The organism is Rahnella woolbedingensis (assembly GCF_003602095.1).
Classification (GTDB): Bacteria; Pseudomonadota; Gammaproteobacteria; order Enterobacterales; family Enterobacteriaceae; genus Rahnella; species Rahnella woolbedingensis.
The window spans coordinates 147244-162654 of record NZ_RAHH01000004.1; the positions used below are offsets into that span (position 1 = coordinate 147244).

The 15411-nt window shown below is 52.4% G+C and carries 19 protein-coding genes; 8 read left to right on the forward strand and 11 right to left on the reverse strand.

The window, feature by feature from the left end; genetic code table 11:
- Positions 1 to 62: 62 nt before the first annotated feature.
- Positions 63 to 1982: a BglG family transcription antiterminator gene (locus D6C13_RS04210; protein ID WP_120131578.1), complete on the forward strand. Its 1920-nt coding sequence runs from the start codon at positions 63 to 65 to the stop codon at positions 1980 to 1982.
- A gap of 133 nt (positions 1983 to 2115) precedes the next feature.
- On the opposite strand, the gene npr is transcribed toward D6C13_RS04210, so the two are convergent.
- The 11 genes from npr to D6C13_RS04265 form a co-directional block, all read right to left on the reverse strand.
- On the reverse strand, positions 2116 to 2388 hold the full coding sequence (gene npr / locus D6C13_RS04215) for a PTS phosphocarrier protein NPr (RefSeq protein ID WP_120131579.1): 273 nt from the start codon (positions 2386 to 2388) through the stop codon (positions 2116 to 2118).
- Positions 2385 to 3239 (reverse strand): RNase adapter RapZ, encoded by an 855-nt coding sequence (rapZ, locus tag D6C13_RS04220; RefSeq protein ID WP_013577261.1) that lies wholly within the window; start codon positions 3237 to 3239, stop codon positions 2385 to 2387. Before rapZ ends, npr begins: the two co-directional genes overlap by 4 nt.
- A 67-nt stretch (positions 3240 to 3306) precedes the next feature.
- Positions 3307 to 3789 carry a PTS IIA-like nitrogen regulatory protein PtsN gene (gene ptsN, locus D6C13_RS04225; protein WP_208642857.1) on the reverse strand — a complete coding sequence of 161 codons (483 nt, stop codon included), beginning with the start codon at positions 3787 to 3789 and terminating at the stop codon, positions 3307 to 3309.
- A gap of 98 nt (positions 3790 to 3887) precedes the next feature.
- The gene (gene hpf, locus D6C13_RS04230) at positions 3888 to 4175 is read right to left on the reverse strand and encodes a ribosome hibernation promoting factor (protein ID WP_013577259.1); all 288 of its coding nucleotides are present in this window, start codon (positions 4173 to 4175) and stop codon (positions 3888 to 3890) included.
- A 23-nt stretch (positions 4176 to 4198) separates the two neighbouring features.
- On the reverse strand, positions 4199 to 5632 hold the full coding sequence (rpoN, locus tag D6C13_RS04235; protein WP_120131581.1) for an RNA polymerase factor sigma-54: 1434 nt from the start codon (positions 5630 to 5632) through the stop codon (positions 4199 to 4201).
- A 102-nt stretch (positions 5633 to 5734) separates the two neighbouring features.
- Positions 5735 to 6460, reverse strand: a complete 726-nt coding sequence (gene lptB, locus D6C13_RS04240) for an LPS export ABC transporter ATP-binding protein (RefSeq protein ID WP_112288368.1) — start codon at positions 6458 to 6460, stop codon at positions 5735 to 5737.
- Between the two features lie 5 nt (positions 6461 to 6465).
- Positions 6466 to 7029: a lipopolysaccharide ABC transporter substrate-binding protein LptA gene (lptA, locus tag D6C13_RS04245; RefSeq protein ID WP_120131582.1), complete on the reverse strand. Its 564-nt coding sequence runs from the start codon at positions 7027 to 7029 to the stop codon at positions 6466 to 6468.
- A complete protein-coding gene (gene lptC / locus D6C13_RS04250) occupies positions 6998 to 7576 on the reverse strand; it encodes an LPS export ABC transporter periplasmic protein LptC (RefSeq protein WP_120131583.1) in 579 nt (192 codons plus the stop codon). The genes lptA and lptC overlap by 32 nt, the downstream gene beginning before the upstream one ends.
- Positions 7573 to 8139, reverse strand: coding sequence for a 3-deoxy-manno-octulosonate-8-phosphatase KdsC (kdsC, locus tag D6C13_RS04255; RefSeq protein WP_120131584.1), 567 nt, complete (start codon positions 8137 to 8139; stop codon positions 7573 to 7575). The genes lptC and kdsC overlap by 4 nt, the downstream gene beginning before the upstream one ends.
- Positions 8140 to 8155: 16 nt before the next feature.
- Entirely contained in the window at positions 8156 to 9142 is a 987-nt protein-coding gene (gene kdsD / locus D6C13_RS04260) for an arabinose-5-phosphate isomerase KdsD (protein WP_120131585.1), read from the reverse strand.
- A gap of 19 nt (positions 9143 to 9161) precedes the next feature.
- Complete coding sequence (locus tag D6C13_RS04265) at positions 9162 to 10139, reverse strand: calcium/sodium antiporter (protein ID WP_120131586.1); 978 nt, start codon at positions 10137 to 10139, stop codon at positions 9162 to 9164.
- 306 nt (positions 10140 to 10445) lie between these two features.
- Here D6C13_RS04265 and mlaF point away from each other — a divergent pair, with 306 nt between their 5' ends.
- From mlaF to murA, 7 genes are all read left to right on the forward strand, one after another.
- The gene (gene mlaF, locus D6C13_RS04270) at positions 10446 to 11249 is read left to right on the forward strand and encodes a phospholipid ABC transporter ATP-binding protein MlaF (RefSeq protein ID WP_120131587.1); all 804 of its coding nucleotides are present in this window, start codon (positions 10446 to 10448) and stop codon (positions 11247 to 11249) included.
- A gap of 15 nt (positions 11250 to 11264) precedes the next feature.
- The gene (gene mlaE, locus D6C13_RS04275) at positions 11265 to 12062 is read left to right on the forward strand and encodes a lipid asymmetry maintenance ABC transporter permease subunit MlaE (RefSeq protein WP_120131588.1); all 798 of its coding nucleotides are present in this window, start codon (positions 11265 to 11267) and stop codon (positions 12060 to 12062) included.
- Between the two features lie 3 nt (positions 12063 to 12065).
- Positions 12066 to 12632, forward strand: a complete 567-nt coding sequence (mlaD, locus tag D6C13_RS04280; protein ID WP_120131589.1) for an outer membrane lipid asymmetry maintenance protein MlaD — start codon at positions 12066 to 12068, stop codon at positions 12630 to 12632.
- A gap of 41 nt (positions 12633 to 12673) precedes the next feature.
- Complete coding sequence (mlaC, locus tag D6C13_RS04285; RefSeq protein WP_120131590.1) at positions 12674 to 13306, forward strand: phospholipid-binding protein MlaC; 633 nt, start codon at positions 12674 to 12676, stop codon at positions 13304 to 13306.
- Positions 13303 to 13596: a lipid asymmetry maintenance protein MlaB gene (gene mlaB / locus D6C13_RS04290; protein ID WP_120131591.1), complete on the forward strand. Its 294-nt coding sequence runs from the start codon at positions 13303 to 13305 to the stop codon at positions 13594 to 13596. The genes mlaC and mlaB overlap by 4 nt, the downstream gene beginning before the upstream one ends.
- Positions 13597 to 13769: 173 nt before the next feature.
- Complete coding sequence (gene ibaG, locus D6C13_RS04295; RefSeq protein ID WP_120131592.1) at positions 13770 to 14024, forward strand: BolA family iron metabolism protein IbaG; 255 nt, start codon at positions 13770 to 13772, stop codon at positions 14022 to 14024.
- 67 nt (positions 14025 to 14091) lie between these two features.
- A complete protein-coding gene (murA, locus tag D6C13_RS04300; RefSeq protein ID WP_120131593.1) occupies positions 14092 to 15351 on the forward strand; it encodes a UDP-N-acetylglucosamine 1-carboxyvinyltransferase in 1260 nt (419 codons plus the stop codon).
- Positions 15352 to 15411 lie beyond the last annotated feature (60 nt).

The following is a 15411-nucleotide window of genomic DNA, read 5'->3' on the forward strand; positions in this document are numbered from 1 at the left end:
TTGCGTGGAAACCTCATCCGGTGACTGCGCAGAGGGCGTATCCGCAATAATATGGAAGAATAATGGTGAGATTTCCCAATCAACGTCTGGCGCAATTGTTTGATGCGCTGCAAACCGAAACCCTTCCTCAGGATGAGCTGGCAAAACGTCTGTCCGTTTCAACGCGCACGGTGCGTGCCGATATTACTGCGCTGAACGAAATAATCGCTGACTTCGGCGCGACCTTTGTTCACAGTCGCGGCAGCGGGTATCAGCTGCGCATTGACGATCAAACGCTTTTCTCAACGTTACAGCAATCAACGCAACGTAAGCCTAACCCGACGCCGCGCACTGCCGCTGAGCGGGTGAAAACGTTGCTGATCCGCTTTTTGACCTCAGCTTTTTCATTAAAGCTGGAAGATCTGGCCGATGAATGGTTTGTCAGCCGGGGAACCCTGCAAAATGATATGGCTGAGGTGAGGGAGCATCTGGCTCGCTATCACCTGAATATCGAAACAAAACCGCGCTACGGCATGAAACTCTTCGGTGCGGAACTGGCGATCCGCGCCTGTCTGACCGATCTGCTGTTTCAGCTGGATGCCGAAGAGCAGGCCAATCCGTTGCTGAAGGCGGAAAGTCTGGAGCCGGAAGCGCTGGTGCCGCTGACGCGGCTGATGCATCAGGTCCTGACGCAGTCTTCTATTCAACTGACCGATGAAGGAGAGCAGTATCTGATCCTGTACTGTGCCGTGGCTATCAAACGCATTACCGGCGGTTATCCGCTGACGGATTTTGATGCAGAAGACGGTGACCCGGCGGTGAAACAGGTTTCCGTGCGGCTGGCGGCAGAGCTCCGGAATCTGGTCGGTAAGGAAATCCCGGCCTCTGAGGAAGCGTATCTGCGGGTGAACATCGCCGCGCGGCGCGTGCAGCAAATACTTCCGACCGACATTAACGCCGACGACGACGAATCGCTGGTCGATTACATTCTGTCGTATATCAACGCTCACTATAACTATGATTTACAAGGCGATAAGCAGCTGCGCGCCGACCTGCTGACGCATATCAAGACCATGATTACGCGGGTTAAGTATCAGATAAACATCCCTAATCCGCTGCTGAATAACATCAAACAGCATTACCCGATGGCGTATGACGTCACGCTGGCGGCAGTCTCCAGCTGGGGGAAATACACGCCGTATACGCTGAGTGAAAACGAGATTGGTTTTCTGGTGCTGCATATCGGCGTCGGACTGGAGCGGCATTACAACATCGGTTATCAGCGCCATCCGCAGGTGATGCTGGTGTGTGACACCGGCAACTCCACCATCCGCATGATACAGGCGCAGATTAACCGCAAGTATCCGCAGCTGGTGATGAAACAGGTGGTTTCACTGCGCGATTACGAGCAGCTGGAGCATATCGACGAAGATTTTATTATCTCCAATGCGCGCATTACCGAGAAGAATAAGCCGGTAGTGGTGCTGTCGCCGTTCCCGACCGAATACCAGATGGAACAGCTTGGAAAACTGGTGCTGGTCGATCGCACGCGCCCTTATATGCTGGAAAAATTCTTCGACGAAAAACACTTCATGATCGTCAACGAGCCGATGACGCAGGCAGAATTGTTCCGCCATGTGTGTTCGCAGCTGGAAGAAGAAGGGTATGTCGATCAGGCGTTTTATCCGTCAGTGGTAGAGCGCGAGGAGATTGTGTCGACCATGCTGGGCGAGGGGATTGCGCTGCCGCACTCGCTGGGATTGCTGGCGAAGAAAACCGTGGTGATCACGCTGCTTTCACCGCAGGGCATTGCCTGGGGCGAAGGGGAAACGGCACACGTAATATTCCTGCTGGCGATCAGCAAGGCAGATTACGAAGAGGCAATGGCGATTTACGATTTGTTCGTGACGTTTGTGCGGGACCGCTCAATGAGCCGTCTGCTGAGCAGTGAAAACTTTGAGAGTTTCAAGGCTATCGCTATCGACTGTCTTTCAAGAATTTAGCCTGCGTCCCTGACGCCGCAGCGGCGATAGCGGCGTTCGTTCACCCAAATCACTGACTGATGTCAGCTCATCGGGACTCTCTCGCTTGCTGCCTTGCTGCAACGCCGATGACTTTGGCTAAGAGTGGGGAGTATTAGTCCTCGTCAAAACCTGAATTAATCAGATTTACGACGGCGGTCAGCGCCTGTTCTTCATCGGGGCCGGTGGCTTCGATTTCGATTTTCTGACCTTTCGGGGAATCGAGCATCAGCAGCGCGATAACGCTGCTGGCTTCTGCTTCAATGCCTGTGCCGTTACGCAGCATCACTTCTGATTCAAAGCTCTGCACCAGTTCAAACAACTTCATCGCCGGACGGGCATGCATCCCTAACCGGTTTTTGATTTCTACCGTTTGTTTTACCGTCATGATTTACGTTTTTCCAGCGTGCGATGGCGGGATTGCACATTCTTCCCGCGGGAACGGAAATAGTCGGCCAGTTGCTCTGCGATATACACCGAACGGTGTTTACCGCCGGTACAGCCAATGGCGACGGTCAGATAGCTGCGGTTATTGGTTTCCAGCATCGGCAGCCACTGTTCGAGATAACTGCGGGTCTGGTAGATAAAGTTGTGTACTTCGGTATGACGGTCAAGGAACGCCGCCACCGGTTTATCGAGGCCGGTCATCGGACGCAGTTTCGGATCCCAGTGCGGGTTCGGCAGGAAACGCACGTCGAAGACGTAATCCGCATCAATCGGAATGCCGTGCTTGAAACCAAAGGATTCGAAGACCATCGTCAGTTCACGTTCGCGTTTACCCAGCAGGCGGGTACGCAGCATTTCTGCCAGCTCATGAACGGACATTTCGGACGTGTCGATGATGAGATCGGCGGAGGAACGCAGAGGCTCGAGCAGGTCGGCTTCTTCATCAATGGCACTTTCGAGAGAGAGGTTTTTGCTGGAAAGCGGGTGCAGACGACGGGTGTCGCTGTAGCGGCGGATCAGCGTATTGCGGTCAGCGTCAAGGAACAGCAGCTGTGGAGAGAAGCTCTCAGGTAACTGAGACATCGCGTATTCATAAACTTCCGGGGTTTCCGGCATGTTACGTACGTCGATGCTGACGGCCGCTGACGTATTACGTTCAACGAGGGTTTGGGCAAGCTGCGGCAATAACACCACCGGCAGGTTATCCACACAGTAAAAACCCATGTCTTCCAATGCCCTTAGGGCAACCGACTTCCCGGAACCGGAACGGCCGCTGACAATCATCAGCACCATGGTGTCACTCCCCTGGCATTCAGTGTTCAGAATTCATTTTCCCGGCACCGTACCGGGAATCAGCAATTTATTCGTTTTCAGTCATTATCTGGAACAGTTCTTCGTCACTTTGTGCGCCACGCAGGCGGCGACACACTGTTTTATCAGCTAATTTCTTAGCCACCAAAGATAATGTATGTAAATGGGTTTTACATTGATCCGCCGGTACCAGCAAGGCAAAAAGTAAGTCTACCGGCTGATTATCGATGGCATCAAAAGCGATCGGTTGTTCCAGCTGAATGAACACCCCGACAGCACGTAAAGTATCTTCTTCCAGCTTACCGTGCGGGATGGCGATCCCGGCACCGATCCCGGTGCTGCCCATACGTTCACGGGTCAAAATGGCGTCGAAAATCACCTGTGGCGACAAATTCAGTTGCTTAGCGGCCAGTTCGCTGATGATTTCCAGTGCGCGTTTTTTGCTGGCGCAATGAACGCCGCTTTTGGTGCATTCGGCATTAAGCACCGACGTTAATTGCATTGCTATATCGTTGATCATGTCATCTTTCACTTTTGCGCTGTTTCACCCTTAAAGCTATATCGGCTCGTTTCCCGAAGGTCACAAGCCGATGCCCGAAGGTTTGTAGCACAGGGTTGGCTACATGAATGTCAGTGCTGTTTCAGTTTGTCTTTATGTTTATTCAGCTGGCGGGCCAGTTTATCAACCAGTCCGTCAATCGCTGCGTACATATCCTGATGTTCCGAGGTGGCATGTAACTCGCCTCCATTCACATGCAAAGTCGCTTCAGCAACTTTTTGCACCTTTTCGACGCTCAACACCACATACACCTGATTAATCCTGTCGAAATACTGCTCAAGCTTGGCCAGCTTCGACGTGATGAATTCTCTCAGGGGATCCGTGATCTCAATGTGATGTCCGGTAATGTTGAGCTGCATAATGTCTTCCTTCTCTGTTGAGGTCAAACTAACTGTTTACGTTGGTTTGAGGGCGGGATGGACAAAGACTCTCGGTATTTGGCGACAGTTCGACGTGCAACCATAATTCCCTGATCGGAAAGCAGGGTTGCTAACTTACTGTCACTGAGCGGTTTTACAGGATTCTCCGCTGCAATTAATTTCTTCACCAGCGCCCGGATCGCGGTTGACGATGCCTCGCCGCCGCTGTCTGTACTGACATGGCTGGAGAAGAAATACTTCAGTTCGAAAATGCCACGCGGGCTGTGCAGAAACTTCTGCGTCGTCACGCGGGATATCGTCGATTCGTGCATTTCTACGGCGCTGGCGATATCGGCCAGCACCATAGGCTTCATAAATTCTTCACCCAGTTCAAAAAACGCCTGCTGCTGCTCAACGATACAACGGGTGACTTTCAACAGTGTGTCGTTACGGCTTTCCAGGCTTTTGATTAACCACTTGGCTTCCTGCAGATTGCTGCGGATAAATTGCCCGTCGCTGTCGCTGCGTGCGGAATTTCCCATCGCGGCGTACTGCTGGTTAATCTTCAGACGCGGAATGCTGTCGGAATTGAGTTCTACCGTCCAGACACCCGAGACTTTTCGCACAAGGACATCCGGGATGACGTATTCAGATTCGCCGGTGTTAATCGACTGGCCCGGACGCGGATCAAGAGACTGGATCAGGAGCATCGCTCCTTTCAGTGTATCTTCTTTTAACCGGGTTGAGCGCATAAGTGCGCGGAAATCATGGTTCGCCAGCAAATCGAGATGTTCGCTGATGATAAGACGGGCTTCGGTGATGAAAGGTGTCTCAGTGGCATACTGGGAAAGTTGGATCAGCAGACAATCGCGCAGGTCGCGCGCAGCCACGCCCACCGGGTCAAAACGCTGTACGCGTTTGAGAACGGCTTCCACTTCATCCATCGTGACGTCTTCATCCCCGATACTTTCCAGGATGTCGTCAAGGGAAATGGTCAGATAACCGGTGTCATCCACTGCATCCACAATCGACGTCGCAATGGCGGCGTCAGTATCAGTAAACGGGGTCAGCTCGACTTGCCACATCAGGTAATCCTGAAGTGTCTGGGTGGTCTCACCCTGATAAATCGGCAGCTCGTCATCGCTGTAATCGTTACCGGTGCCTGAAGGGGTGCCTGCAGTATAAATTTCATCCCAGGTCGCATCCAGCGGCAACTCTTCGGGCATATCTTTTTGCTCGAGCGCTTCGCGGGTGTCTAACCCTTCGCTGTCGGTGACTTCTACGGAGTCGATTTCTTCATGAAGGTCGGTTTGTTCCAGCAGAGGGTTGCTCTCCAGCGCGAGTTGGATCTCCTGTTGGAGCTCGAGCGTGGACAATTGCAACAGGCGGATGGCCTGTTGTAACTGTGGAGTCATTGCCAGTTGTTGGCTGAGTCTGAGTTGCAAACCTTGCTTCATATCTTGGCTTTATTTCCGTTGATGAGTGAATACGGCAACACTTCTGTCAGAGACGGCCTGTTTCAGTTTAAAGCGAAACAGGCACGGTTCCGGCGGCACAGATCACAGACGGAATTCTTCACCAAGATAAACGCGTTTAACTTGTTCATCAGCAAGAATATCGGCTGGCGTGCCGTGGGCAATCAATTTCCCCTGACTGACGATGTAAGCACGTTCACACACGTCGAGCGTTTCGCGAACGTTATGGTCGGTAATCAGTACGCCGAGGCCGCTGTCACGCAAATGCTCAATGATTTTTTTGATGTCGATAACTGAAATCGGGTCAACACCGGCGAACGGTTCATCCAGCAGGATGAATTTAGGATTCGCCGCCAGTGCACGGGCGATTTCAACACGACGGCGTTCACCACCGGACAGTGACTGACCGAGGTTATCGCGCAAATGAGAAATATGGAACTCTTCCATTAGTTCATTGGCGCGGTCGTTACGCTGCTCTTTGTTCAGATCGTCGCGGATCTGCAACACGGCCATCAGGTTATCAAACACGCTGAGGCGGCGGAAAATGGACGCTTCCTGAGGAAGATAGCCAATACCGCGACGGGCGCGGGTGTGCAATGGCAACAGGCTGATGTCTTCATCATCGACGATAATACGGCCTGCATCACGCTGCACAATGCCGACGACCATGTAAAACGTTGTGGTTTTACCCGCGCCGTTTGGTCCTAATAATCCGACGATTTCGCCGGAGTTCACCATCAGACTGACGTCTTCAACGACCTTGCGGCCTTTGTAAGCTTTTGCCAGATTCTCTGCGATTAATTTAGCCATATAAATCAGTTACTCTTTTTGGTCGGCTGCGGCTGGCCCGCCGCTGCAGGTGTTTTCTGTTGCAGCTGCGAAGGAACCAGAACGGTCGTCACACGGTTGCCTTTATCACTGAAGGCTTCCATTTGCTGTTTCTGCACCAGATAAGTAATACGGTCGCCTTTCACGTTGCTGTCGAGCTGTTCCAGGTAAGCGTTGCCGGTCAGGGTCACCAGATCGTTTTCCACTTCATAGCGGACTTTCTGCGCGTGGCCTTTTACCGGCTTGCCGTTGTCCTGCATCTGATAGAACGTCACCGGGTTACCGTAACCTTCAACCACCTCTTTGCCGGAAACGCCTTGCGGGCGAATAACGACAACTTTGTCCGCTTTAACCTGGATCGTGCCCTGGTTGACGACCACGTTACCGGTAAAGGTCGCGGTATTAGTATTAACGTCCAGCGCCTGATTGGCCGAATCAATAGTGATCGGTTTGGTCGTGTCATCTTTTAAGGCAAATGCCGGCACGCTGACGGCTAACAATGAGCTGACGATCAGGAGATTACGGATTTTGTTTTTTGCTTTGAATTTCATAAGAGGTCGTTACCTTTTCGATCAGCTCTGCTGTTTTATCACGCAGATTACCACGCATTTTCATGCCGTTAGATGTAAAACCTGTGCCATAAAGCGTTACTTCATCGTCTGAGGCAACGTCCTGTGTCGTCAGGTTAACCCGTGCATTGTCCGTTTTGATTCTTTGCAACTGTGAAGTGTCAGGCGTCAGACTGTCTGCCTGCACATGCCCGTAAAGATAGAGCATTTTATCCTGAGTCAGCTTGGCCTTGTCAGAATGCAGCACCCACGTCGGGACTTTATTTTTGTCGTACATGGTCGCTACCGGATTGGTAAACCATGTCACCTGATCAGTGGTGTAATACTTCACCTGATCTGAAACCAGTTTATACGTCAGGCTGCCCAGCGGATCGTACACCATCGTGACGGTGTGGGAACTCTGATAGGTCGGATCCTGATCGTTGACTTCCGGCTGGACTTTATCGCTGTTGTCAGAAATTGATAAGCCGATCAGCACCAGAACAATGGCTGTCAGCGCCAGAATAATCCAAAGTCTTGTTTTACTCATATTGAGAGCCCTTTGGCGTCCTCCAGCTTACCCTGTGCCAGTAAAATCAAATCGCACAATTCGCGGACTGCACCACGTCCGCCGGCAATGTGGGTGACATAATGCGCCTTCGGCAACAGGATGGGATGCGCGTCCTGAACAGCGACTGAAAGACCGACTTCAGCCATCACTGGCCAGTCAATCAGGTCATCACCGATGTAGGCCACTTCGTCGGCCCGCAAAGACAGTGTATCTAACAGTTCGCGGAAGGCCAAAAGCTTATCCGATTGTCCCTGATACAAGTGGCGTATACCGAGGGTTTTAGCGCGATCTTCCAGTAATTTCGCATTGCGGCCTGTAATAATCGCGACCTCAATGTCAGAAGTCAGCAGGCAGCGGATACCATAACCGTCGCGAACGTTAAAACTTTTCAGCTCTTCTCCCTGATTTCCCATGTAGATCAGGCCATCAGACATCACGCCATCTACATCGCAAATCAGCAGGCGGATAGCTTTTGCCCGTTCAAGCACTTGCGTGCTGACCGGACCGTAGCAAGTCTCCACCAGGGCTGCGCTATTACTCATTCAGGGATTTCCTCAATTAAACTACGCCAGCGCGCAGCATATCGTGCATATGTAACACACCCAGCAACTGGTCACCATCAGCGACCATCACGCAGGTTATGTTTTTTTCCTGCATTAAATTCAACGCATCCACCGCCAGAAGAGAAGGGCGGACGCGGATGCCGCCGGTCGTCATGACCTCGGCAATCGAGGCTTCGTTGATGTTAACGCCCATATCGAAGATGCGGCGTAAATCACCATCGGTAAAGATACCTTCGATTCTCATCAAATCGTTGCAGATAACCGTCATACCCAGATTCTTACGGGTGATTTCCAGCAACGCGTCACGCAAAGAGGCATCGCGGCTGACATGCGGAATTTCGTCACCGGTGTGCATGATATCGCTCACGCGCAGTAAGAGCTTGCGACCCAGTGCTCCGCCCGGATGGGAAAGGGCGAAATCTTCAGGCGTGAAACCGCGGGCTTCCAGCAGAGCCACCGCCAGCGCGTCGCCCATGACCAGTACCGCCGTGGTGCTGCTGGTCGGTGCCAGACCCAGCGGGCAGGCTTCTTTGGGCACTTTGACGCAAAGGTGTACATCGGCGGCTTTGCCCATGGTACTTTCCGGATTAGACGTCATGCAGATAAGCGTGATGTCCAGGCGTTTGAGTACCGGGATGAGCCCGAGAATTTCGTGAGCCTCGCCGGAATTGGAAATCAGGATAACAACGTCCTGTTTCGACACCATGCCCAGATCACCGTGGCTGGCTTCGCCTGGATGGACAAAGAACGCGGGCGTGCCGGTGCTGGCAAAGGTAGCGGCCATCTTGCGGCCAATGTGGCCGGATTTGCCCATGCCCATGACGACGACCTTGCCGTTGCAGGCGAAGATTTCTTCGCAGGCACGGGTAAAATCACCGTTAATGTATTGATCTAACTGCTCAAGTCCTTCACGTTCTGTTTTCAGCACATCACGCCCGACGGCCTGAAAATCAAAGTCGGAGGCGAAGGTATAGTTAGCCATAGTCAGTTCCTGACAAAGTTCAGAAGGCAATGCTGTCCGGTAACAGGAACAGCACCGCCATATAGGCGATAAATCCACACAGTAACAGCGCACCGGCGAGATGACCGATACGGTGTTTACGCATCAGACACAACCCGGAAAGCACGATACTGACCGCCAGCATGACCCAGTAATCGCGGTGAAACGCGTCCGGGTTGAACGAGCCTGGCGCAACCAGCGCGGGTAATCCCAGCACCAGACAGGTGTTAAAAATGTTGGCACCAATGATATTGCCCAGTGCGATATCATCTTCGCCTTTAATGGCACCGGCGATAAACGTGGCGAGTTCCGGCAGGCTGGTGCCGATGGCGATGACCGTCAGGCCTATCACCAGTTCGCTGACGCCAAAGTAACGGGCAATCACTGTACTGTTATCGACAATCATGCCCGACGCCAGTGGCATAATGATAAAGCCCAGTGCCAGCCACAGAAACGCCACGGTGTTACTGCTGTCCTGCGGAAGTTCTGACATCTGCTCGTACGTCAGCGTATCCAGCCCTTCTTTTTCTGCTGCGCGGGCGATTTTTATCACCAGCATCATAAACACGGCCGCACTGGCCAGCAGCAGAACGCCATCGATCCGGCTGAGTTCTCCGTCACTTAGCAAAAAACCACATAGTGCGGTGACCAGTAACAATAATGGGAGTTCGCGGCGTAATATATCAGAACGAACGGAAAGTGGATGGATCAGGGCTGCGCCGCCCAAAATCAGAAGAATATTAATGATATTAGAACCAATTGCGTTTCCGACGGCCAAATCCATCTGATCATTGATGGCTGCGGTAGTGGAAACCACCAGTTCCGGAAGGGATATTCCGACACCGACGACGGTTATGCCAATCACCAGTGGTGGTATGCCTATTGAGCGTGCCAGCACTGCGGCTCCGTACACCAGACGATCGGCGGCGTAAACTAATAATAACAAGCCGACAATCATCAGTACGATAGCGAGAAGCATGAAACATCCTTTATTGGGTATAATGCGAGATTCGTTGCCTTTTCAGGCAGGCGATTCCTTCGTCAACATGAGCCAGGGCGACATTTTGTCTGAAATGACACCGGCAACTTCCTTTATGTTAGACGATGAAGGCTTTTATTTTAAAATGGTAATTCGTCGATTTTGACCGTCCGGGGCGGAAAAGTAAATCGATGGCAACTTTGGTAACGAAACTGGGGTAAGTTTTTGTAAAAATACCAAAGTTATACGATACCCTATGCGGGTCAGCCGTATTCTTAGCGAAAGCATTCCGAAGGGAAAAACTGAATGAGTCAAAGCGAATCGAATCTGGTTGAGATCAAGGGCATGAGTTTCGTGCGCGGCGATCGTCCCATTTTCGAAGAGATTAATATGACCGTGCCACGCGGCAAGGTCACTGCCATCATGGGGCCTTCGGGGATCGGCAAAACGACCTTGCTGCGCCTGATTGGCGGGCAACTGGCCCCTGACAGTGGCGAAATCTGGTTTGACGGGGATAATATTCCTTCGCTCTCCCGCCGCAAGTTATACGAATCACGTAAAAAAATGAGCATGCTGTTTCAGTCCGGTGCATTGTTTACTGACCTGACTGTATTCGAGAATGTGGCTTTCCCGTTGCGTGAGCACAGTAAATTACCTGAAGAGTTACTGCGCAGTACGGTGACCATGAAGCTCGAAGCGGTAGGTTTACGCGGTGCCGGCGATCTGATGCCAGCCGAATTGTCTGGAGGGATGGCGCGTCGTGTGGCGCTGGCGCGTGCTATCGCGCTTGATCCGGAACTCATCATGTTCGATGAGCCTTTTGTGGGTCAGGATCCGATCACAATGGGCGTGCTGGTGAAGCTTATCGATGAGCTTAACCATGCGCTGGGCGTGACCTGTATCGTCGTCTCCCATGACGTACCTGAAGTACTCAGTATTGCGGATTATGCCTATATTGTGGCAGCGCAGCATGTCATTGCTGAAGGTACACCAGAGGAATTGCAAAATAACCCTGATCCGCGAGTTCGCCAGTTCCTCGACGGTATTGCCGACGGACCGGTACCTTTCCGTTTCCCGGCCGGTGATTACAAAACCGAGCTGCTCGGATGATGGAGTTCCCAATAAATGTTCCTTGTTTTGAAAATAAATAGGGCGTTAGCCTCAGTCGGGCGCCGCGGAATAAACACCTGTGCGTCTTTTGGCCGTGCCGGTCTGATGCTCTTCCGGGCGTTGGTCGGTAAGCCGCAATTTGCCAAACAATGGCCGTTGCTTATCAAGCAGCTCTACAGCGTTGGCGTGCTTTCCCTGCTGATCATCCTCGTTTCCGGCTTGTTTATCGGCATGGTGCTGGGCTTACAGGGATACCTGATTTTAACCACCTACAGTGCAGAGGCCAGCCTCGGCATGATGGTGGCGCTTTCCCTGCTGCGTGAACTGGGTCCGGTGGTGACGGCATTACTGTTTGCCGGTCGTGCAGGTTCTGCGCTGACCGCTGAACTGGGTCTGATGAAAGCCACCGAGCAAATCTCCAGTCTGGAAATGATGGCTATCGATCCGCTGCGCCGCGTTGTGGCACCGCGTTTCTGGGCCGGTCTGATTTCCATGCCTCTGCTGACGGCGATTTTCGTCGCGGTTGGGATCTGGGGGGGCTCGCTGGTCGGCGTGGACTGGAAAGGGATTGACAGTGGTTTCTTCTGGTCAGCAATGCAAACTTCAGTAGACTGGCGGACTGACCTGCTTAACTGCCTGATTAAAAGCCTTGTTTTCGCTATCACAGTGACCTGGATTGCGTTGTTCAATGGCTATGATGCGATACCGACGTCCGAAGGGATTAGCCGGGCAACGACACGTACTGTGGTGCATTCGTCACTGGCGGTGCTGGGATTGGATTTTGTGCTGACAGCACTGATGTTTGGAAATTAAACCATGCAAACGAAAAAGAGTGAAATCTGGGTAGGCGCATTTTTGATCATCGCACTGATAGCGGTGTTATTCCTGTGTCTGAAAGTGGCCGACATCCGTTCTATCGGCTCAGACCCGACTTACCGTATTTCTGCGGACTTTGACAATATCGGCGGCCTGAAAAGTGGTTCTCCGGTCAAAGTCGGCGGCGTGGTGATTGGCCGCGTCAGCAGTATATCGCTTGATAAGAACTATTCTCCACGCGTGGAAATGGACATTGATCAGAAATACAACCAGATCCCGAGTACCAGTACACTGGCTATCCGTACCTCGGGCTTACTGGGTGAGCAATTCCTGGCGCTGAACATTGGTTTTGAAGACCCTGACATGGGAACGACTATCCTTAAAAACGGTGGCGTCATTCAGGACACCAAATCGGCGCTGGTTCTCGAAGACCTGATTGGCCAGTTCCTTTATAAGAGCGGCGACGGTAAAGCGGATCCGGATGCGGGGGCTGCCAGTGCAGCACATGCGGGTGATTCTGCCCCGGCGCCTGACGCTAACACGGCTCCACAACCGGCTGCTCATTAAGAACTTGCTACTACGGATTCTCCATCAAAGAGGAAATGATTATGTTTAAACGTTTAGTGATCGCCGCACTGCTGGTGGTTATGGCTCCGTTGGCCAATGCTGCGGTTGATAAAACCAACCCATACAGCGTGATGAATGAAGCGGCGAACAAAACCTTCACCCGTCTCAAAACCGAACAGCCGAAAATCAAGCAGGATCCTAACTACCTGCGCCAGATCGTTCGTGAAGAACTGCTGCCGTACGTGCAGGTCAAATACGCCGGTGCGCTGGTGTTAGGCCGCTACTATCAACAGGCGACCCCTGCGCAGCGTGATGCGTATTTCGCCGCGTTCTCAGACTATCTGCAACAGGCCTATGGTCAGGCGCTGGCGATGTACAACGGTCAGAACTACACCGTGCAGCCGGAACAGTCTTACGCAGATAAAGACATCATTGCTATCCGCGTGACCATTACCGATCCGAACGGTCGTCCGCCAGTACGTCTGGATTTCCAGTGGCGTAAAAACAGCCGCACCGGCGAATGGCAGGCATATGACATGATCGCCGAAGGCGTCAGCATGATTTCGACCAAGCAAAACGAATGGGCGGATATCCTGCGTCAGAAAGGGATTGATAGTCTGACTGCACGTCTGAAACAAGCGGCTGCAGAACCGATTACTCTGGATAAAAAATGAGTGAAGCATTGCGCTGGGAATCGCAGCCGCCGCGACTGACGTTGCACGGTGAACTGGATCGCGAAACGCTGGTCCCCCTGTGGGATGTGCGCAAAAAGCTGATGTCGGGGATTACCTGTCTGGATGTGTCCGGACTGGAGCGTGTGGACTCATCCGGCCTGGCGCTGTTAGTGCATTTGCGTGAAGAGGCCAGCCAGCAGGGCGTTGATCTGACGATTGCCGGTATTACCGACAGGCTGAATACTCTGATTACGCTCTACAATCTTCAGGACATCATTCCGGCTGCCTGAGCAAATAAGCCAGCAGTTCCGGTAAGTTAGGCGGCTGAATACATCCCGTCGCCTGACTCTCTCCAAAGCCCCTGTGCGAAACTCTTGCTCAGGGGCTTTTTCGTGGTTTAAGAATTGCGCCGATCCCTATAAGATATCGGGCTGTTATGATTCTTTAGAAGAATAGATCCCCTATGGAAACGAATGAAATTAAAGACGTGCTGATGAACGCATTGGCACTGGACGAAGCCCACATTACTGGCGATGGCAGTCATTTTCAGGCCATTGTCGTTGGTGCGATGTTTGATGGCATGAGCCGCGTGAAAAAACAGCAGACCGTTTACGCCCCGCTGATGGAATACATCGCCGACAACCGAATCCACGCACTGTCTATCAAGGCTTATACCCCTGAAGAATGGGCGCGTGACCGTAAACTGAGCGGTTTATAAGACTGCCGGAGTTCCGGCAGCTTCCTCGTATCTGACCTGTCGTATTAATGAATAGAGAGCAGTCATAATGGATAAATTTCGTGTACAGGGTGGGACTCGTCTAAGCGGCGAAGTCATTATCTCTGGTGCAAAAAATGCAGCACTTCCTATTTTGTTTGCCGCACTGCTTGCTGAAGAACCTGTTGAACTCCAGAACGTTCCTCACCTGAAAGATATTGATACCACTATCAAACTGCTGAGCCAGCTGGGCACCAAAATCGAACGCAACGGTTCGGTCTTTGTGGATGCCAGCGCGGTAAACGAGTTTTGTGCGCCATACGATCTGGTGAAAACCATGCGTGCTTCCATCTGGGCGCTGGGCCCGCTGGTGGCGCGTTTTGGTCGCGGTGAAGTTTCACTGCCGGGCGGCTGTGCTATCGGCGCACGTCCTGTTGACCTGCACATTACCGGTCTGGAGCAGCTGGGCGCGACGATCGTGCTGGAAGAAGGCTACGTGAAGGCGTCCGTAGACGGTCGTCTGAAAGGCGCACATATCGTGATGGATAAAGTCAGCGTTGGCGCGACAGTCACCATCATGAGTGCCGCAACACTGGCCGAAGGCACCACCATTATTGAAAACGCCGCGCGTGAGCCGGAAATTGTCGATACCGCCAATTTCCTGAATACGCTGGGCGCGAAAATTACCGGTGCAGGCACTGATAAAATCACCATCGAAGGCGTTGCACGTCTGGGTGGCGGTGTTTACCGTGTGGTTCCGGACCGTATCGAAACCGGGACTTTCCTGGTGGCTGCGGCGATTTCCGGTGGCAAAATTGTCTGCCGTGAAGCCCGTCCTGACACGCTGGATGCCGTTCTGGCTAAGCTGCGTGAAGCCGGTGCAGAAATCGAAGTGGGCGAAGACTGGATCAGTCTCGACATGCATGGCAAACGCGCTAAAGCGGTGACCTTCCGTACTGCGCCGCATCCGGGCTTCCCGACTGACATGCAGGCACAGTTCAGCCTGCTGAACCTGGTGGCTGAAGGGACCGGTGTTATCACCGAAACTATCTTCGAAAACCGTTTCATGCATATTCCTGAGCTGATCCGTATGGGCGCTCACGCTGAAATCGAAGGCAGCACGCTGATTTGTCATGGCGTTGAAAAACTGTCTGGCGCTCAGGTGATGGCGACTGATTTGCGTGCTTCCGCGAGTCTGGTTCTGGCAGGTTGTATCGCAGAAGGCGTGACCGTGGTTGACCGTATTTATCACATCGATCGTGGCTATGAGCGCATCGAAGATAAACTGCGTCAGCTGGGTGCCAAAATCGAGCGTTTTAAAGGCGAGTAATTCGTTAAGCCTGACGCAATAAAAAAGCCGGAAGGGGAGACCTTTCCGGCTTTTTGCTTT